This is a genomic window from Amycolatopsis sp. NPDC003731 (genome assembly GCF_053586895.1).
In genome coordinates this window covers 19,948-39,608 of record NZ_JBSFNC010000088.1, presented here as the reverse complement: position 1 = coordinate 39,608, position 19,661 = coordinate 19,948, and the positions used below count along the sequence as shown (strand labels likewise).

The 19,661-nt window shown below is 64.6% G+C and carries 15 protein-coding genes; 3 read left to right on the top strand and 12 right to left on the bottom strand.

The features are described from left to right. On the top strand, window positions 1-996 hold a 996-nt coding region (locus ACWDN5_RS30105; protein WP_449678660.1), incomplete at its 5' end, for a pentapeptide repeat-containing protein. A gap of 61 nt (window positions 997-1,057) precedes the next feature. On the opposite strand, the gene ACWDN5_RS30100 is transcribed toward ACWDN5_RS30105, so the two are convergent. Further along, complete coding sequence (locus ACWDN5_RS30100; RefSeq protein ID WP_449678659.1) at window positions 1,058-1,237, bottom strand: hypothetical protein; 180 nt, start codon at window positions 1,235-1,237, stop codon at window positions 1,058-1,060. A gap of 364 nt (window positions 1,238-1,601) precedes the next feature. Here ACWDN5_RS30100 and ACWDN5_RS30095 point away from each other — a divergent pair, with 364 nt between their 5' ends. Continuing rightward, window positions 1,602-1,922, top strand: coding sequence for a TIR domain-containing protein (locus ACWDN5_RS30095; protein WP_449678658.1), 321 nt, complete (start codon window positions 1,602-1,604; stop codon window positions 1,920-1,922). A 54-nt stretch (window positions 1,923-1,976) separates the two neighbouring features. Here the strand turns inward: ACWDN5_RS30095 and istB are convergent, their stop codons facing one another. From istB to ACWDN5_RS30055, 8 genes are all read right to left on the bottom strand, one after another. Further along, the gene (gene istB, locus ACWDN5_RS30090; protein ID WP_449678657.1) at window positions 1,977-2,759 is read right to left on the bottom strand and encodes an IS21-like element helper ATPase IstB; all 783 of its coding nucleotides are present in this window, start codon (window positions 2,757-2,759) and stop codon (window positions 1,977-1,979) included. Further along, complete coding sequence (istA, locus tag ACWDN5_RS30085; protein ID WP_449678661.1) at window positions 2,756-4,387, bottom strand: IS21 family transposase; 1,632 nt, start codon at window positions 4,385-4,387, stop codon at window positions 2,756-2,758. The genes istB and istA overlap by 4 nt, the downstream gene beginning before the upstream one ends. Window positions 4,388-4,749: 362 nt before the next feature. Next, window positions 4,750-7,296 (bottom strand): FxSxx-COOH system tetratricopeptide repeat protein, encoded by a 2,547-nt coding sequence (fxsT, locus tag ACWDN5_RS30080; protein WP_449678656.1) that lies wholly within the window; start codon window positions 7,294-7,296, stop codon window positions 4,750-4,752. Window positions 7,297-7,379: 83 nt separating this feature from the next. Continuing rightward, window positions 7,380-7,790, bottom strand: coding sequence for a hypothetical protein (locus ACWDN5_RS30075; RefSeq protein WP_449678655.1), 411 nt, complete (start codon window positions 7,788-7,790; stop codon window positions 7,380-7,382). Window positions 7,791-8,095: 305 nt separating this feature from the next. Beyond that, the gene (locus ACWDN5_RS30070) at window positions 8,096-11,995 is read right to left on the bottom strand and encodes a hypothetical protein (protein ID WP_449678654.1); all 3,900 of its coding nucleotides are present in this window, start codon (window positions 11,993-11,995) and stop codon (window positions 8,096-8,098) included. 6 nt (window positions 11,996-12,001) lie between these two features. After that, window positions 12,002-12,352 (bottom strand): hypothetical protein, encoded by a 351-nt coding sequence (locus tag ACWDN5_RS30065; protein ID WP_449678653.1) that lies wholly within the window; start codon window positions 12,350-12,352, stop codon window positions 12,002-12,004. Between the two features lie 335 nt (window positions 12,353-12,687). Further along, entirely contained in the window at window positions 12,688-14,385 is a 1,698-nt protein-coding gene (locus ACWDN5_RS30060) for an NB-ARC domain-containing protein (RefSeq protein WP_449678652.1), read from the bottom strand. Between the two features lie 47 nt (window positions 14,386-14,432). Then, entirely contained in the window at window positions 14,433-14,873 is a 441-nt protein-coding gene (locus ACWDN5_RS30055; RefSeq protein ID WP_449678651.1) for a hypothetical protein, read from the bottom strand. Between the two features lie 109 nt (window positions 14,874-14,982). Between ACWDN5_RS30055 and ACWDN5_RS30050 the strand changes: the two genes are divergently transcribed. Next, window positions 14,983-15,711, top strand: coding sequence for a tyrosine-type recombinase/integrase (locus tag ACWDN5_RS30050; protein WP_449678650.1), 729 nt, complete (start codon window positions 14,983-14,985; stop codon window positions 15,709-15,711). A gap of 208 nt (window positions 15,712-15,919) precedes the next feature. Here the strand turns inward: ACWDN5_RS30050 and ACWDN5_RS30045 are convergent, their stop codons facing one another. The 3 genes from ACWDN5_RS30045 to ACWDN5_RS30035 form a co-directional block, all read right to left on the bottom strand. Then, window positions 15,920-16,720 carry a hypothetical protein gene (locus ACWDN5_RS30045; RefSeq protein WP_449678649.1) on the bottom strand — a complete coding sequence of 267 codons (801 nt, stop codon included), beginning with the start codon at window positions 16,718-16,720 and terminating at the stop codon, window positions 15,920-15,922. Window positions 16,721-17,356: 636 nt separating this feature from the next. Next, complete coding sequence (locus tag ACWDN5_RS30040) at window positions 17,357-19,192, bottom strand: NB-ARC domain-containing protein (RefSeq protein ID WP_449678648.1); 1,836 nt, start codon at window positions 19,190-19,192, stop codon at window positions 17,357-17,359. 11 nt (window positions 19,193-19,203) lie between these two features. Continuing rightward, complete coding sequence (locus ACWDN5_RS30035) at window positions 19,204-19,602, bottom strand: hypothetical protein (RefSeq protein WP_449678647.1); 399 nt, start codon at window positions 19,600-19,602, stop codon at window positions 19,204-19,206. Window positions 19,603-19,661 lie beyond the last annotated feature (59 nt).

Here is a 19,661-nt window from a genome sequence, read left to right as displayed (position 1 = left end):
ACGACGGCCGCCCGGCCCGGCTCCCCGCGTAGGCCCGCTCCCGCCCTGTTGCTGGCGGTGCGGCGCCAGCAACACAACGAGAGCGACGCGACGGAGAAGAACGTCACCGAGCTCTACACCAAGGCCGCCGACCAGCTCGGCTCCGAAAAGGCCCCGGTCCGGATGGCCGGGCTGTACGCGTTGGAGCGGCTGGCCCACAACAACCCCGGTCAGCGCCAGAGCATCGTCAACGTTATCTGCGCCTACCTGCGGATGCCTTTCAACCCGCCGAATGCCCAGCCGACAGCTGAGGCCGACGAGGCCCAGCGCACGGAGCACCACAGCCGGGTGCAGGAGCAGGAAGTCCGCCTCGCGGCCCAGCGCATTCTCGCTGACCATCTTGAGCCTGGCAACCGTCAGACATTCTGGCCCGACACCGACCTCGACCTCACCAACGCCATTCTGATCAGATTCAAACTCAAGGACTGCCGAGTACGGACAGCTTCCTTCCGCGACGCAACCTTCATCGGCGGGGTCGTGTTCACCGGCTCGACCTTCACCGGAGACGCCTGGTTCGCCGGCACGGCTTTTGGCGACAACGCCTGGTTCGTCGACACCGCATTCGCTGGCGACGCCCGGTTTGACCGCGCAATCTTCACCAGCGACGCCGTGTTTGCTCGCGCGACCTTCTCCGGCGACGCCTGGTTCCACTCGGCGACCTTCACCGTCACTGCCTGGTTCGGCATGCACGGCGACGGCGCGACTTTCTCCGGCGACGCACGCTTCAGCGCCGCGACCTTCAACGGCAACGCCCGGTTTGACGACGTGACCTTCACCGGCAACGCTAGGTTCGACGACGCGACCTTCACCGGCAACGCCTGTTTTGAGGACGCGTCCTTCACCGGCGACGCTGTGTTCAGTGGCGTGGACTTCGCCGGTAGATCCGTGTTCGTCGGCACAACCTTCAACAAAGGTTTACCTCTCACCCTCTCCGACGACGCGTTGAGTCCCGGGTGACCCCGATGCAGTCTGCATCACCCAGTCGCAAGGCAGGGCGGTCGGGGGCGCAGCTGGCTGGTTAACGCTTGATCGGAACTGCTCGCCAGGTCTCGGAGGCGCGGCGCAGGGTCGCGGCCGTGACGATCTGCACGCGGCGGCAGTCCTTATCGAGTTCGGGGGCGACGCTGCTGTCGCTGCGCCAGTACAGGACGGTGTCGCTGCCCTGGAGGATGTACCAGCGGTCGCCCTTGTCGGGCACGCCGGCGTAGGCGGTGGCACCGGTCAGGTCCGGTGCCTCGGGCTGCTGGGCGGGTATCCGGCACGTCGTTGTCGACCGACAGTAAGGCTGGCCTGCAGCAGCACGGCGAGCTTCGACAGGCCAGATAGTTTGACGCGATCTTCCGACGATCGCGTCAAACTATCTGACCTTTTTCATCGAGGTCCTCGCTGGGGGCCGGGCTGTACTCGAGGCCTCGAAGCCGCGTGAAGATAGCCGTCAGCTGTTGGTCAGATAGTGGACAGTTCCTACCCGCTGAGGTTGCTAAGCGGCGTATGCATGTGTGGTAGGGCATCCTGACGACCGGCAGCTGGCCAACACAGGACAGGTACGGATGGGAGCCGCCGTGGGCGGGGTGTTCATCAACTACCGTGGCGACGACAGCCGCGCCATGGGCGAGCTACTCGACCGCGATCTCGCCGCGACGTTCGGCCGGGAGCAGGTGTTCCTGGACTGCTACTCGATCCCGCCAGGTGCCGACTTCGTTCAAGAACTGATGACACGAGTCCGGTGCTGCCGAGTTTTGCTGGTCGTGATCGACCGCGACTGGCTAACCGTCACCACTCCTGCCGGCGGTCGACGAATCGACGACCCCGCTGACTGGATCCGCGGCGAGATCGTTGAGGCGTTGGCCGTGACTGTGTTTGCTGACGTCAGATGCTCATGAATCTTGACGTCACTTAGGGGCTCAAAGCATGATCAATGTCGGTGAATTCTGACGTCACTTGGCGACGCGCTTGCGGGTCTGGGCCAGGCGATAGGAGTCGGTACCGGTTTCGATGATGTTGCCGCCGAAGGTGAGGCGGTCGACGATGGCAGCGCAGAGGCGCGGGTCGGTGAACGTCTTGGTCCAGCCACCGAAGCTTTCGTTGGACGCGATCGCGACCGAGGCCTTCTCCTCGCGTTCGGTCAGCACCTGGAAGAGCAACTCGGCGCCGCGGCGATCAAGTTCCATGTAGCCCAGCTCGTCAATGCAGAGCAGGTCGACGCGGCCGTAGCGGTTGATCGTCTTGGACAGCACCAGCTCGTCGGCGGCCTCGACCAGCTCGTTGACCAGCTTGGTGGCCAGGGTGTAGCGGACCCGGAACCCGGCCATCGCGGCCTCGGTGCCCAAAGCGATCAGCAGGTGCGACTTACCGGTGCCGGAGTCACCGATCAGGCAGAGCGGCAGACCCTTCTTGACCCATTCGCAGGTGGCGAGGGTGTGGATGATGGCCGGGTCGACGTTGGTGTTGGCGTCGAAGTCGAAGGCGCGCAACGACTTCTCCCGCGGGAACGCGGCGGCCTTGATGCGGCGCTCGGAACGTCGGCGGGCCCGGTCGTCGCATTCGGCCATCAGCAGCTCGGCGAGGAACCCGCGGTAGGACATCTGCTCGCGAGTCGCCGCGTCGGCAATGTCGGGGAACTGGCTGCGGATGGTGGGCAGGCGCAGCATCCGGCAGGCCTGGTCGACGGCGGCGTCGGCGGCCTGCTCGGTCAGGCCGCGGTGGCGTGTGGTGCTCATGGTCCGGTCGTCCCTTCCTCGTCGGTGCCGGTAGTGGTGCGGCGGCGAAGCAGCTGGTCATAGACCGCGACCGAAGGCAGCGGCCGCGGGTCGGGTGGCAGGTGGGTCAGCCTGCGCCGGGTCAGTGAGGTGACCTGCTCAGACGTGCCGGGTTCGGCAGAGGCTCCGCCGGCGACGGGATCTTCGAGCTCGGCGGCCTTGCGCGCTTCGAGTGCGACCGCGTCCGCGGTCAGGGCGCCCGCGCGCAGTGCAGCAGCCAGCCCGGCGACGACGTGGTCGTGGGTCAGGTGGCGGTGCAGCAGCAGGACCTCGATCAGGGCGCGGGTGCCGGCGGCATCGCCGTGGGCCTTGCGGGCTGCAGCCCACCAGGCGTCGTGGACCGGGGTGAACTTGCCGGCCGAGCGGGCCTGCTCGAGCGCGGTCGCGCCGGGCAGGGCGCCGGGTTTGCGGACCATCGCCTCGAGGTAATGGTCCAGCTCGAGGCGGGCGCCGCCTTTGGCCAGCAGCCGCTCGTGCCGGGCGACCTCGACGCGCCCGTCATAGACGATCAAGTCGTTGGCGTTGAGCAGGACCCGGACGCGGCGGCCGATCAGTCGGGCCGGGACGGAGTAGCGGTTGGTGCGAACCGGGATCTGGGCGTAGCGGTCGACGCGCGGGGTGAACCACCGGCCGGTCTCGAACGGCTCGGCCGGCAGCGGCTTGAGCAGCGGTGCCTCGATCGTGAAGTGCTCGCCGATGGTGTGGCTGCGGGAGCCGATCCGTCGCGACAGGTCGTCGGCGTCCCACTTGTCGACCATGGCGTTGAGCTCGGCCAGCGAGTCGACCTCGGGGACGGGGACCAGGTGGTTGCGGCGGAACCAGCCGATCTGGCCCTCGACCCCGCCCTTCTCGTGGGCGCCCTCGATCCCGGGCCGGCAGTAGAAGGGCTGCAGGTCGAAGTGGGAACGGAAGACGGTCCAGCGTTCGGTCTCGACCCGTTGCCGGGAGAAGCCCAGGACCCGGGCGACGGCGGCCTTGAGGTTGTCGTAGCGGACGACGCCAGTCGGGACCCCGCCCAGCGTGGTCAAAGCGTGCAGGTGGCCTTCGAAGAACGCTTCCTGGCCGCCGGTGGCGTAGATCTGGTGCACCGACCGGCCGGAGAACGACATCCGGAACGCGAACAGGAAGCACGTCACCTGCTCCCCGCGCAGCCGGACCGCGACTTCGCCGAAGTCGACCTCGGCTTCCGCCCCGGGGCGGTGGGTCTGCGGGACGAACACGTTCACTGGTCCTCGGCCGGCTTCGATGCGGATCTGCGGGCGCCGGGTCGCGATGTAGCTGCGGACCACCTGATACGACACGTCAGCCATGGCGTGCTCGTCGATCAGCCGGTCGAAGATCCGTCTTGCGGTGTGCCGTTGTTTCCGCGGTGCATCAAGGTCTTCGCGCAGGATTTCATCGATCACCGGCTTGAAGGAGTCCAGCTTCGACGGCCGCGGCGGGTACTTCTTCCGCGGTTGCGGCCACGCCGATTCCAGCGCCCGCCGCACGGTGCGCCAGCCGACTCCGTGCTTGCGCTCGATCGCCCGGCCGGACATGCCCTCGCGGGCGTCACGCCGGATCGCGGCGTACAGCTCGGCCTTCGACATGCCCGGCATCGACGCTCCTCACTTCGAGGCACATCGATGCTGCCACCGCAAGGCCCAAGTGACGTCAAAATTCGCTGACAGCAACCCGCCCTTCACCGGCAGTGCTGTCACAGATCGCGGGTAAGTGAAGTCGCATCACACGTTCAAAACCAGCCGGATCAACGGCCCGGGCGATCCGCTCGACTTCCGCGCGCCGGTTTCTCGGAAGACCTCGCCGAGTACCGGTCCTCGCCGGTCGACATGCGCTTGAGTCGCACATCGCTTCTGCCGCTGAACGGTCGTCCGTAGGGACACACGCTCATGCCGACGAGCGGACGTCAGCGCCACCGTTGGCCTGTCCGTAACGATCGCACGGTGGGCCTTCAGGTCGAACGCGCCGCATTTAGGTTCGAACGGATGGTTTTTGTCATGGGGTGGTCGGGTCCCAACACCCGCTCGCTGTCGGCGAGGGTGGCCTCGAACAGCAGTATCGCCCGCCCCGCATCACCGACCGCGCGGTAGGCGTAGGCCAGATTGTTCCGCGAGGCCAGCGTGCCGGGGTGGTCAGGTCCCAGCACCCGGTCCCGATCGGCGAGGACTGCCTCGAACAGCGGCACAGCCCGCCCCAGGTCGCCCGCCGCCTGGTAGGCGCTCGCGAGATTGCTCTGCGAGCTGAGCGTGTCGGGATGGTGAGATCCCAGCACCCGGTCCCGATCGGCGAGGACTGCCTCGAACAGCGGCACAGCCCGCCCCAGATCACCGGCCACATAGTAGGCGTTAGCCAGATTGTTCCGCGAGTTGAGCGTGCCGGGGTTGTCAGGTCCCAGTACCCGCTCGAAGTCGGTGAGGGCGACCTCATACAGCGCGATTGCCCGCCGCAGGTAACCCGCTTCCTGGTAGACGTAGGCCAGGTTGTTGCGCGTCGTAAGCGTGTCGGGGTGAGCGGATCCCAGCACCCGCTCGCTGTCGTCGAGGGTGGCCTCATACAGGGGGATCGCTCGCCCCAGATCACCCGCTGCCTCGTATGCGTGCGCCAGGTTATTGCGCGAAGTCAGCGAGTCGGGGTGGTCAGGCCCCAGCAAACGCTCGAAGTCGTCGAGGGTGGCCTCATACAGAGGGATCGCACGCCCCAGATCACCCACTACTGCGTAGGCGTAGGCCAGGATGCCCCGCGAGGCCAGCGTGTCCGGATGGTCAGGTCCCAGCACACGCTCACGGTCAGCGAGGTTGGCCTCGAACAACGGGATCGCCTGGCGCAGATCACCTATCACCTGGTAGGCGTAAGCCAGGTTGTTCCGCAAGGCCAGCGTGTACGGGTGGTCAGACCCCAGCACCCGCACGAAGTCAGTGAGGGCAGCCTCATACAGAGGGATCGCCCGCCCCAGATCACCCACTACTGCGTAGGCGTGGGCTAGATTGTTCCGCAAGAGCAGCGTCTCGGGGTGGTCAGGTCCCAGCACCCGCGCGAAGTCGGTGAGGGCAGCCTCATACAGCGAGATCGCTCGGCGCAGGTCACCCACCGACTCGTACGCGTAGGCCAAGTTGTTCCGCGAGGCCAGCGTGTGAGGGTGATCGGAGCCGTTGAGCCGTTGCAAACTGTCGCCGGCGCGGGTGAGGTAGCCAATGGCGGTGCCGAGGTCACCCTGGTGTGCAAGGTAGACGCCCAGCTGGTTGAGCAGGATGCTGGCCTGTGCAGTGTCGGTGTCAGGCGTGCTGTGCTCCGATAAGGCCCGCGCGTGAGGCAGCACCACCCGATAAGCAGGCCAGTCCGCAGGAATACGTGGGTCAAGATCGGAGAGGGCGGTCACCAGACAGGTGGCGGTGCTGTCGCGGGCGGTGGCGATTTCAGCAGGTTGACGGTGCGGGTCGGTCGGGTCGGGTGTGCGGGTGACCGCTTGAACCAGACGATGCACGGCGACGCTGTTTTTGGTCAGGGTGACCATGCTATATGCAGCCAATCGTCCCAGCGCCTCGGATAACTCGGGTTCCGCAATCTCACCGGCCAGCAGGGCCCGGGGGACGCCGTCCGGGGCGAACCAGGCCAGTTGCCGCAAAACCCGACCCGCGGCCGGGGTGTCGGCCAGCCGGTCGATAGTGACGTGCCAGACCCTTGCCATCGTGCGCTGCGCGTCACCGCCCTCTGCCGTCGCGGTGAACATCCGCGCCGGAAACCGCGCCAGCAAGTCCAGATAAGCGGCAGGGCTGATACGGGTTTGGGCCAAATAGGCTCCCGCCTGCTCCACCGCTAACGGCAACCACCCCAGCTCGCTACACAACCGCTCCGCGCCGACCAGATCCGCGTCCGGCCACTCCAACCGCACGATCCGGGTTAGCAAATGCAGCGCCTCGTTCTCGGCGAGCACGTCCAGCGCCACCGTCTCCGCAGCCCGCCACCCCGAGCGCTGCCGACTGGTGATCACCACCGTGCCCGTCCGCACCCTGCTCAACAGGCCCGCCACATCTTGCGGGCTGGTCACGTTGTCCAAAACCAGCAACCAGTCCTCGTGGGTCGCCAGCCACCGCACACCCAGCGCAGCGCGCTGCTCCCCAGGCAAGTCCGCGGTAGCGGGCAGAAGCGTTTCGGCGAGATCGGCCAAGCCGGTGTCGAGGGCAGCCGCGGAGTCAGCCGTAATCCACCACCGAAACTCGAACCGTCCTGCGTGCAGGTGTGCGAACCGGGCCGCCAAGGTGCTCTTACCCACCCCGCCCAAACCGTGCACCGCGACCACCGCCGCCCGTCCGGACCGGTCCAGCACCGCCTCGAGCTGGTCCAGCTCACCGGAGCGGCCCACGAACAGCGCCGTGTCGAGAGGGATCCGGGACAGGCCCGGCACCGCCGGCACCGACTCGATCGCGGGCAGTGGAGCCTGCGTGACAGTGGTGTATTGGGTGTTGTTGCTGCCGATCTGCACACCCAGGCTGCTGCTCACCACATACACGTGCGGCGCCGAGCCAACGAGGTCGGGAGATTCAGGGTGCGGAGACGGCGGGTTGGTGGTCACCGAGAACCGGATCAGCGGAAAGTGTTGGTCTGGGTGTTGTGGTCACCCACCTGCACGCCCTTATTGCCATGCAGCAGGACACGATACTTGCCCGCGCGGGTCCCGTTAGGGTCGGTCAGCTCCAGAACCTTCAGCGCCGCCGCCACCAGCTCCTCATCGGCGCCGGCGTCCGCCGCGGACAGGGCAGCGGTGAGCTGACGGCGCCCCGCGGTGCCGCTCTCGTCCTCGGCCGGTGTGACCGCGTCGGCTTCCACTAGCTCCACGGCCTCCGCCGGCACCGGCTCCGCGCGGCGCAACGCCCACACGGCCAGTGACTTCACCCCCGCGTAAGCGTCCTTGACGGCTGTCGATGCTGTGTCTTTCGCACCTGTCGCAGCACCGGCTGCCAGCGCCGCCACCACCAGCTCCACCGACTCGATCACATAAACCCCTCACCTGGACCGGACCGTCAACTACCAGTATCGGCTGAACCGAGCGGACCGCTACAAGCCATCCCGAAACACTCACATTCCCGACGTCCGCTCATGCCGCAGAGCGTTCGTCTCGGTGAGGCACTCTCAGCGGCGCCTCAACGCGGGAGAGGCCTCTCACGCAACGCCGCTCATAACAGTTACCCGCTGCACAGCAAGGCCCGGCCTGATTTTGGCCGGGCAGATCCGAGCCCAGACAGCCCACCAGCATCCCCCGAACTGGTGATCTCCTGCAGTAGGCCGTCTCACCCCGCTCGTCAACGTTCGTGCTGGAGCGCGTCCGGCAGCCCGTACGCCCCGACGTCGGCCAACTTGTCCACGACGTCGAGACATCTGTCGCGCATTGCCGCGTCGCCTTGCCGGTAGAGCCGCAGGACGACGGTGACGATGTCACGGCTGATAGCAGCGGCGGCCCGGCTTAGATCGCCGAGTTCGGCGCCGGCGTGCTCGACGGCGCGTTCGCAGGCGATGATCGTGGTCGAGGGCAGCAGTCTCAGGCTTCGCTCAAGCGCGTGGAAGAGGTCACCAAAGTTCTCTGGGAAGGCTCGGCTGGCCGCGTATGCCGCCACAACGCGTTCGCTGATCGAGGCGGAGTCGGGCTCGTGGAGGACTCGGATCGCCGCAGCGGCGGCTTTGCGGACATCCGGGTCATCGTCGTCGAACAACCTCACGAGCACTTCGTGGGCACGCTGCGGCGCCGTGGCCATGGTTTGCGCAGCCCCCTGCCGAGCCCGAACAGGTAAGTCGGCGACGTCGGAGTGACATGCCTCCGGCAGCAGGTCGTTCAACGATGCGTTGGCCCAGATGTGGCCAGCTTTCACCGCGATTTCGCGGTCCGCGTCGAGGGCGCGGTTGAGATGCCGAGAGAAACGGGCGCCTGCACGATAGATGGAGTACTTCAACAACCTGTTAGCTGCGTTGGAATGGTAAATCTCGATATCACTGCTGGCGAACAGAGCGTCAGCGACGTCGAGAGCCTGTTCCAGATGGCTTTTAAATAGGGCCAAAATTGGACGAGCGGCTGCCGCGCGTACTGACAGGATCGGATCGTGCGCGAGTAGAGCCACAGTCGGAAGCAGCCGGAGTGCGTACGTGTCGCCAGCGAAGAGAATCTGACCGATTGCTGCAGCGGCAACTCCCCGTGTTGAGTTCATCCCCGCCGTCTCGAGGTCAAACTCGCCATCGCGCCGTCCACTTGCGCGTTCCTCCACAGGATCGGACGCACGGGCATAGTGCTCAAGTAAGGCGATCAGCGCGTCCGTGGCTTCTTCGGCAGAGTTCGCGATGGCCCGGCATACAGCTTGGCCAGCCGCTTCTCCCGAGATACGCCGTGCGTGCTCACACAGTTCAGTCAGCTTCGCGATGCTGATCTTGTCAGCCACAGCGTTAACGACTTCGATGACGTTGGAAGCGGGCGTCTGATCATCGAATGTCAGGGCGAGTTCGGTGAATCGTTCCGGGTCGACCGCAGCGCGGCGACCAAGCACTCCGGCAAGTTCCCGTGAGCCTCCGACCGCGTCGTGCCTACGCGGGCGGTCTTTTGCGGTCGCGTACTTGGTGATGGCTCGAGACCAGTCCCCGTCGGTCATGTGTTCACCCGCCTCTTCGGGTACCGGAGAGCCGACGAAGTGAGCTTCGAGCGGCTCGGGCGGCTGGACGGCGGCCCGAGTGAATTTCCGCTCGAGTTCGCCGAGCCTGCGCCGGACTGCAGCTGACAGCCGGCTCTCGGGCAAGGCGGACATGAGCACGTACTGCGTGTACCCCCAGGCTTCGCCCCTACCGGGCTGCTTCTCCCATGCGGGGTAGAAGGCGAGAAGTTTTGTGCATAGAGCGTCGAGCTGGGCGTTGCCGCAGTGCGGTGCTGCCGCTTCGATGAGTTGCCGTGATGCCCAGACGCTGCTCCCCTGCCAGCCCAGCCGAAGGTTTCGGTCGTCCGATCGCAGCCAGTCGATGGCCTCATCCGCTGCTTGCTCGGCGATGGCAGTGTAGGCACGGCACACGAGAAATCGCGCAACCTCGTACTCGCTGCTGCGCAGCTCCTCGAAGATCGTGCTCGGCTCGCTCCAGAGCTCATGTGCGGTTGCGCGCAGAGCGATCTCGACGCCGTCCAGGACAGCGTCATCCACTTCGTGCGACCCGTAGAACCGGTACGCCCACGGGCCGCCGGTCTTCAGCCCGTCATAGTCGTTCGTGGCTGTATCACTCGACACCGCAAGTACGAAGGGAAGAACGTGCTCCAAGTACTGCTGAGGTGCTGCAGTTGCGATCTCGATGATCGTCGTGTCACCGCCAGCACCTCCTGAGTGGTCAATGTAATCCGGAAACGGGTCGGTGACGCCGTCGGCCCGCGCTCGGTCTCTGGCACGGTCCAAGTAGGCGCCTACGACCCGTGCTGCTCCTGCGGGGTCTTCGTCGCTGAGACCGGCGACGATCGACCAGAAGTTGCTGTTTACCGCGATTGGTCCTCGAGCTCCGTCGAGCAAGCCGAGACGGAGTAGCTCAACGGTCAGGTCCACCAGGCCTGGAGAGAGGAACCACTCGACCATGGACCGCAGACGACGCGTCCACTCGTCAGAGCTACCGATGAACGGCTTGACCAGTTCAGTAATGCGTCTCCCGCGCTCCTTGGCCGCCCTGACCAGCACTTCGGCCGTCGGTGCAGCTGTCGAGGTCTCCGCGAGCAACGGCTCCCAACGACCGGCTGAGTCGGCGGCATCGAACCACGCCGGCACCATCAGCAGGGCGAGGATCCGCCCACTACGACGTGAGCCCCCGAACGCAGACGGTTCGATCGCCAGCCAGTCCTCCGCCACGGCCGGCAGGGAGCCGAGTACCCCGATCACGACGTCGAGCAAGTTCGAACGAATCGCGTCACTGGTCAAGAGCCGAACCGCGTCCGCCCGGAACCGCCGCCGATCCACGCCGATGAGGTGTTCGAGGACCTGCCGCACCTGGGCGCGCCGAAACAGCTGCTGGCCCGAGCGCACCACGAAGTCGTGCAGATCTTGCCCCTGAGCGACGAACTCCTGAGCGAACAAAAAGTCGAAATAGGTCTCATGGAAAAATTGGACCGTGGCGCCGTCATCGCGGATGATCCCCGCCGAGGCCAGCGCCGGCCGTGCGCGTGGTGGAAGCCGGTCGAGGAGCGCAGCCGGTGCGTGCAAGGTCTCGTGTTCGCTCATATAGGTCACCAGAGGTGCGACCGCCCCGTGCCAGCCGGTGGGCCCCAGGTCGCCTTCAACCCGCGGGCGGAGCTCACACGTCATCTGCTGATACAGGTCTGGGAGCGTCCGATACGGCAGCTCGCGCGACCTGGCTTCCAGCCGGAAGAACACCGCCAGATGAAGGGGCACGCGAAGCAAGTCAAGCGTCTCCGGCGCTAGCGAGTTCGCCTCGACGTTGAAGGTCGTAAGAGCGGCCTGCACAGCCGCGGCGTCGAGGTGACCGACTTCGACCTGCTCGACCTCGTCCTCGTCGGCGAGCAGGGACCTCATCCGCGGATCAGCCGAAAGATCAGCAGTGCGCACGACGAGAACGACCTTCACTCGCCCACGCATGCCAGCTTGTTCGACGACCTCGGCGACAGCCTCGAAGCTATCGGGCATGCGACCGCTGTACGTACTCACCGCATCAAGCTGGTCGATGACGAGTACCGCCTGCCCACCGTCAGCAACCGAACCAAGGACGTCGACCGGGGACGACCGCAACTCAGCCGCCTCCCCCAATGCTGCGGCGCTTCGACAGACACTGTCGATCGCGTCCATACGCAATACCGCGGCGGCCCAGCCTGCGTCAGTCAATTGCTTCACAGCCTCGGCCGCAACTGTGCTCTTGCCGGAACCTGCGCGACCGTGCATCACGACAACCGGACGGCCATCCTCTGCATTCAACCGATCGACTAGAAGCGACGCTCCGGGATGCGCAGCCATGACCCGTGGCCGCGCCATCCGGTTCCGCCGGTAGTTCCGGTCCACGGTGCCGCTGATTGCCTCATCGTCCCGAGCCGGCGCGGCGCCGTCGTCGCCATCGCGGCGAACTATGTAGTTGATCTGCGTGTTGTGGTCGCCAACCTGCACGCCGTCGCTTTGGCTGACGTCGACACGCCGCACCGGCTCGGGCGGCGTCGAGCCGCAGCCCTGTCGACCTCGGGAGAACACGGCTAACTACCGGTCGAAGTGATTAGTCTGCGCGTTGTCGTCACCGATCTGGACACCGCGGCTATCTTGAACATCGACCACATACTTTCCGGTCGAGTTGGATGACGGGCGCAGAGCAGACCCCTCCTCAGCTGGAGGGTGGCTGCGCAGCTGGCGCAGCGAGACAACCAGGGCGACCATCCCAAGAACCAGTCCGACGATGCCGGCAACCCAGCTCAACGCTTCAACCACCGGCCGAGCTGGATGGTTTTCCTCCCACAGCCAGTTCAATGCGCCAAGCTGCCACGCTCCCCAGAGCGCCACACCAACAGCAGCCATGCCTCCCAACCACACGACGCGACGACCAAGCCCGCTCATATGACCTCCCCAGCCGACACTTCGCCACCGGCTTCGTTCCAGATTAGTCGTCGGCGGCACCAAGACCGCTACGGGTGTTGCCCGTGCGGTTCGACCTCAGATGTCTCCGACAGCGTAGTTAGACGCGACCACGTCCCGTCGCGTCTAACTATCACCCCCACTCCACCGCCTCGATCACACCAACCCGCTCGCCTGGACACCGGACTCTCAGCCTCCAGTATCGACCGAACCGAGCAGACCGCTGCAAGCCACACCGAACCACCCACATCCCCCACGTCCGCCCCTTTGGCGACGGCCGGACGCTGGGCCGGTCAGGCCCCTGGCCATAGCGCGACTCATGGAGTCTGAGGCGCTCGCTCGAACAGCTCCCATTCCGACCATCCCGTGCTGGCCCAGTACCAGCGGTGCAGCAGGGCGCCGTGGACGGTGGTCGCGAACAGTTCCAGATGTCCTGTGGTCAGTGACGAGCTCGTGATGGCGACGATGGGTTCCAGGGCGGACATCGATGTCCACTCGGGATCCCACTCGTGGCCGGTTCGGCCGTATCGCCGGGAGAAGACAGTGCCGTCTCCCAAGACGACGATCAAATCCTGTTGTGCTCGCCGAGGCGATCCGGCGGTGGCGCTGCGGACGCGGCCTGGAGCGTCCATATCGGCCCAGTCACTCCAGTCCTCGCCGGCGTCCAGGTGGTTCCATCGGTGCAGAACACGCCCGCTCTTGGTGACGGCGAACAACTCGCGATGACCGCGGGACCGGTTCATCCCAGACCAGGCCACTCCGACAACAGGCTCCGGAGCCCCGAAACCCACCCACCCCGTCCAGTCCCCGCGATCGCGATCGAATCCCCGCGTGTACACGTGACCGTCAGTGGTCACCACGAACAGATCTTGGGAGCCGTCCCGAGCCGAGCCGACATCGAGTGCGATGATCTTGCCAGGAGTGGCAAGGACCCGCCATGGCGACCACCGAGCCGGGCTTCCCTCGCGCCAGCGGTGGATCAAGCCCTGATCATCGGTGACGGCGAAGACTTCCAGGTGTCCGGCATCCAAGCTGGAACAGCCGACGCGGTGCACGGGTTCGGGCTCGTTCATCAGCCACCAGCGCGACCAGCCCGACCGCGCCCTTGGGCCGTGCGGCTGCTCCAGATCGTTCCACCGGTGCACCAGCCGACGGTCGCGATCGACCACGAACAGCTCCTGATGGCCCTCCTGCAGCGATCCGGCGGCCACGCAGTTTCGATGAGCTCTGCCCGTCACCTGCGCCGCATGGTCGGAGTTCGTGGCGTAAGTGTCGGCTTGCCCCGTCGAGTCCAGTCGCAGGTAGTCCGTCCAGTCGACAGCCGGGTTGGCCGCCAACGTCTCGCGAGCCCGGATCAGCTCCCGTGGTGAGCCCCCAAGAAAGGCGGCCAGCGCCCGAGCTACTGGCTCGGGCGAGGCTCCCGCCGGAGGTAGCAGAAGACTGGTAGCCGCCTCGAAGCCCAGCGGTCCGACGTCGATGGCGACATGGTCACGCCATCCGGTAGCCGCGCTCGTAACAATCACGTCGCCCGCCCCGGCGGCCGGGATCAGTCGCCGGATCAGATTCGGGTGCCGGACGTCGTCCATAACCAGGAGCCACCGCTTGTCCTGATTTGCCAAGTAACCGTGCAACAGCACGTCCACAGGGTTGTCGACGTCGGCTTCTCCCGGAGCCACCACGTTCAGCACGTTGCGGCATAGCTCGGCGATCTGATCGGGGTCGCGGGCATCAATCCACACCATCGAGCCGTAACGGTCATGATGACGACGACCATGGGCCGCGGCCAGCGCCGACTTGCCCACACCGCTCTCGCCGGTGAGAACTCGGACCGTCGGCCTCGACAGGTTGCCCGCAAAAGCGTCCGCCAGGGCAGCAAGCTCGCTCGCCCGGCCGGCCAGATCCGGAACCGGAGAGAATTCCGGCGCGACGAACCGACGGGAAGGCCAGAGACTGAAAAAGTTGTTGTTCTGAATATTTCTCCGACCTACCACCACCCCCTTGCCGCCGCTGACCACGCTCGCCGGCTCTCCATCGTGTTGGTTTGCAGACATCGACAACTCGGTCAGTTGAAGGTGTTGTTCTGGATGTTGCCGTCGCCCACTTGCACACCTTTATTGCCGTGCAGGAGGACCCGGTACTTTTCCACCTGGCTCCCGGCGCGATCAGCCAACTCAAGAACCTTGAGTGCTGCGGCTACCAGTTCGTCGTCGGCTCCCGCATCCGCCGCGGTCAACGCGGCCGCAAGTTCCCGTCGCTGTGAGACCCCTGCCTCGTCGTCGGCCGTCGTGATCGCGTCAGTCTCGACCGCCTCGACCATGGCGCTCGGTACCGGCTCCGCGCGGCGCAACGTCCGCAGGGCCCGGGTCTTCGCTCCGGAATACGCGTCTTTCACCGCGGTGGATGCCGTCTCACGCGTGCCTGCCGCCGCACCGGTAGCCAGCGCCGCGACTACCAGTTCCACTGATGCGATCACACCGAACCCCTCGTCGAGCCCTTCGAGCAAGTGCTATATCGGTCGCGCTACCTGAACTGCTACAACGCGCCCTCATGCCGCGGGTGGCGCAGTCCCTCCTGCTCTTGTGCGTGGAACGTTTTCACTCAGCATTGAGGTCATGGAGCCCTCAGACCGAGACGAAACAGTGTTACGACTGGCGGCTACGGCGTACCTCGGCCGCTACTCGGGTGCTTCGCGGAGGCATTCGGAGTCAGACCTGCGGATCTTCTTCACCTGGTGCGGCGAACGAGACCGCGCCCCGCTGACAGCAAGCCGGCCGCAGATCGAGCTGTACGTGCGCTGGATGCAGGAAGTCCGACGGTTCAAACCCTCCACAGTCTCGCGCAGGATGTCCGTGGTCACCGGCTTCTACCGCACCTGCGTCATCGACACCGTGCTCGAGCACTCGCCAGCGGAATACGTCCGGCGCCCGATGGTGCCCAACGAGTCACCGGCCCTCGGCCTGTCACACCTGCAGTTCGAGGCCCTGCTGAGCGCGGCGCGGGAATCGGTGAACCCGTTCGACTTCGCGCTGGTGGCGATGCTCGGCCTACTCGGCCTCCGGGTATTCGAGGCCTGCGCCGCAGACATCAGCGACATCGGCGAAGAACACGGACACCGAGTGCTGCGGGTGATCGGCAAGGGCAGCAAGGTCGCGCTGGTGCCCTTGCCGCCGGCAGTCTGCCGGGCGATCGACCGAGCCATTGGCGACCGCGAGTACGGTCCGATCCTGCTCAACCGCCGGGGCGTGCGTACGCCCCCCCGGCGGAGACGACACGAGTCGGCGATCAGCCGAGCGTGTACCCCTCTATGCCGTCTGGCGCCGCCTTGGCCAGACCTGCCCTGAGTCTGCATGTTGATTATCTGGCCAGCAGGTCTCGCAGGATGCGCTGGTCGTGCCAATCCGGGGGCATCGGACTGCCAGCGCGGGCGGCGGCCTGCTCGACCTGGGCCAGTGCGCCGAGAGCGCGGCGCAGGACCGGTTCCAGGGCTTGGCCCGCAGCGAGCACTGGCGCCCCGGTGGGTGGTGCCGCAGTTAGCTTCGATGCTTGGTGCTAGGTTTGACTAAACTTGCGCACAGTTTCCTCTATTTCGGACTCGCATGCTGACAGCAGGATCGACAACTTGTTGCGAATTTCCTTACTGGGCTCCCGAAACTCCTCGCGTTTCAGCTCATCTTCGCGCACAGAAAGCGTTTCAAGAAGTTCACTGATCTTCCGATCGAGATCGTCGACTATTGACAAATATTCCTTATTGCGGATTCGAATGTTCTTCAGGTTGCGCGTCTTCTCGTACTCCAACTTGGCTGTATTCAACTCCCTGGCAATCTCGTTGTATTGACCAGTCAACTTGCCTAGCGTTGCATATTTGCATAGTTCTAACACCCAGCTGTTCCTATTTGTTATAGAGTGAAGTCTCTTTACGAGCGCGATAATTTTAATAGCACAAGCGGCAAGTTCCAAGACAAACTCGCGTTCCTCTTGGAATTTCCAGAATAGATTGTTCTGGGTGTTGTTGGACCCGACTTGCACCCCATGGCTCTCCGCTATAGCGACCTGCTGGAATGCATTCCCGTAGATTGCGGCCTCGTTGGATGACATTATTTGTCCGGCTAGTCCAAGTGCTTCAAGTTGCAACTCATCTGAGAGATGACCGAGATGAGCCTTCAGTATGGAGTCCCATCGTCCTGGGTCTCGCGTAAACTCATCAAGGGCCGCGCGCCCACCAGGAATAGGTTCAAGAACCTCTTCGACTGCCTTTCTAAGGTCATTATAGAGCTCAAGTTTAGCATCATCGTCTGCATTCGCCACCTTTACTCCGAAGCGCAAGGCCTCAACAATAAGATCGATATTCAAGGGTCCACCTCGTTTCAAAGAAGATATCGGCAAATGAAACTTATTTTGGTGACAATGGGCAATTACTGCATTTTCGTTACCGTTGGCCAGACTTCCCGCTCGGTCGCTTCGGGCGGTTTTGTCATGGCGAAGACTCAATGGCTGAAACGATAGGATTCTTCCAGGCGTCCAACAGAATTTAAGTCGGTACCGCGGCATTGGCGGTCTGTCTGCTAAACTTACGGCTACGTCAGCCATCAGTCCATCCCACCGCGGTGTCACGCCCATGTCGCGTCGACAAAACCCCTCCACCGTTACCCGCATTCAAGATATTCATGCCACTGCACAAGTGGGCTCAAGCTTGCGCGTCCTCTCGGGGTGTGCACGTTACGACGGGTTGCCGCCACTGGAAGATCGCGCCGCTAGCACTGGCCATCGCGGCCTCGGTTGCATAGTCACGCCCTCCAGGTCTGGCGCAGCTCGAACGCCACAGCTCCGTTACCCGCCCGCGGTTGATCAGCCTGCAGTGGCCGATGACGTCGTCGACGGCCTTCCGCTCGACCGCCGGCAACCCGGCCGACGACGACCGACAGGCGCGAATCGCCTCATCGAGTTCGACAACGGTGACATGCCGGCAGTATCGATCAGCCGATATTATCATTCATCCAAGTCTTGTTCAACGAGACCGAGAACCCATTTGTAAATCGACTCAGAAATGCCTGCGATCTGCGGTGGTACTGCGCCATTCACGTAAGCTTCCCGCAGGCCAATATAGCCGTCCTCGACAAGCGCCAACGCAGACTCTCGCTGACCATACATCTGGTTAGCAACGGCGAGAGCCAGGCCGAGCGCCACCGTGCCGACCATCGTGCGCGGATGATCGGGACCGTAATTACCCACGCGAGCCTCCTGCAGGGCTATTGCCGCCATGAGGACGTCAGTCGCCATCTCAAAGCTTTCGCTGTCGAGAAAGGCAAGTGGAGCTAGAATTATGGGCTCGGAGGGCTCGGTGACTGCCTGGTTCTCGGGCTTCATTGTGGACGTGTCGTTCAGTACCTCTTGCAGTTCAATTCCGAGCAGCCGAGCGAGAGCGAGCACGGTGTTGGGATGTGCCAGGCCGTGTGCGAGCATTGCATCGGCTGCGGCCCGCGCGAGGTTGCGGAGGCACTCGGGGGTGAGCGTGTCACGTACGGCGCGCTGGACCAGGGTGTGTATCGCTACCATGCGATCGGATTGCGCGTGCTCGAGGGTGATCAGGCTGAGGCGGTGCAGCGCACCGAGGGCGTCGACGATAGCATCTTCATCGGCGTCAAATCCATTGGTGGCCAGATATTCAAGGACTGGTCTGGTCGTGAATGCTGCTAGCGGTGTGCCGGCAGGGTCGAGAAGCGCCGCGATGCGCAGCATCGGGGTGGCCAACCCGCGAGGGGCGAGTCGATCCGCCAATTCCACGGACAGCGACCAGGTAACGGCGATCGTATGCCGGTAGCCGTCGGGCAATTCTTCCTCGTCTGGATCGGGAAGAATCTCGGAAAGCTTCTTTGAGTGGTCCCGGAAGCGATCCCGGTAACGGTGACAGGTAAGGCCGCGGTCAAGTTGGTAGGCTGCGGCTTGCGCCAGGGCCAGTGGCAGATGTCCCAGGGTGTCGGCCAAATCTGCCGCGCCGTCGTCAAGGTCAGCCCCGGTGCCGGTCGTGGTGAGCTTAGCCCGAAGATACGACAGCGACTCGGCAGGGGTGAACACATCGACGGGCAGCATCACCCGGTCGCGGCGGTGTAAAGCGGGATCGCGGCGCCGGGTAGTTACGACGACCCGCCCCAACCGTTCGGTTCTCGGCCACAGGTCTCGCAGGTCTGCGGGGCTGCGCAGGTCATCCAGTACGACTAGCCACGGCTGGTCCGTAGACCCCATCCACTCCAAGAGCCGGTGCGCGGCCGTGTCCGGGACCGTCGGATCGGCCGATAGTAACCGGTGCGCAGCTTCGGCATAGGCAGCGATGATCGACAGCCGCGAGTCTGCGGTTACCCACATCGCCAACCGCTGCGCTGGATCGTGCCATGCTCTGGTGGCGAGCTCTGCAGCCAGTTGGGTCTTGCCTACTCCACCTATTCCGACCAACACGGTCGTCCGCGCTGCGAACGGCTCGTTGGTTGTTTGGGCGAGAACTTTCGAGTCTGCCCCATCCTCCGGACCCTGCCTGTCCAGGTCAACCTTCCTAATCTGAAACCAATCTGCCAGCAAGGGTACTACCCCTACGCGCACTCTCGGTTCGGCCAGATCTGTCGACTCGGGCGTGCGCGCCCGCGCCAGCCCAGGAACCGCAGGCTGCGACTTCATCGCAGACAGCGAGGTCTGCGTCACGATGTTGTAGTTGTACTGAGTGTTGTTGCTGCCGATCTGAACACCCTGGCTATTGCTGACCTTATAGACAGGCGGCGTCGAAGCCGCAGGACGCGAGGGCTCAGGTTGCGAGGGCGCCGGGTTAGTGGTCATCGAAGGCCGGGTCAGCTGAAGGTATTGGTCTGAGTGTTGTGGTCACCCACCTGAACACCCTTGTTGCCATGCAAGAGGACTCGATAATCGCCCGCGTGAGTCGCGGCCGGATCGACCAGCTCCAGCACCTTCAGCGCCGCCGCCGCCAGTTCCTCATTGGCACCAGCGTCCGCCGCGGTCAGCGCCGCCGTGAGCTCACGGCGCCTCACGGCGCCCCTCTCGTTCCCAACCGGCGTGACCGCGTCGGCTTCCACCATCTCCACAACCCCCGACGGCACCGGATCCACTCGGCGCAGAATCCGCACAGCCAGCGTCTTCACCCCTGTGTAAGCGTCTTTCACTGCCGTGGATGCCTTCTCAGCCGCACCTGCCGCCAAGGCTGCCACCACCAGTTCCACCGACTCGGTCACACCAAACCCCTCACCTGGACGCCGGACTCTCACCCTCCAGTATCGACCGAACCCAGCGG

What these genes read in the sequence shown, in the direction of transcription:
- istB (WP_449678657.1), bottom strand. Translation starts at nt 2,759, where the DNA reads ATGAGCACCACACGCCACCGCGGCCTGACCGAGCAGGCCGCCGACGCC.
- istA (WP_449678661.1), bottom strand. Translation starts at nt 4,387, where the DNA reads ATGTCGAAGGCCGAGCTGTACGCCGCGATCCGGCGTGACGCCCGCGAG.
- ACWDN5_RS30065 (WP_449678653.1), bottom strand. Translation starts at nt 12,352, where the DNA reads ATGAGCGGGCTTGGTCGTCGCGTCGTGTGGTTGGGAGGCATGGCTGCT.
- ACWDN5_RS30050 (WP_449678650.1), top strand. Translation starts at nt 14,983, where the DNA reads ATGGAGCCCTCAGACCGAGACGAAACAGTGTTACGACTGGCGGCTACG.
- ACWDN5_RS30040 (WP_449678648.1), bottom strand. Translation starts at nt 19,192, where the DNA reads ATGACCACTAACCCGGCGCCCTCGCAACCTGAGCCCTCGCGTCCTGCG.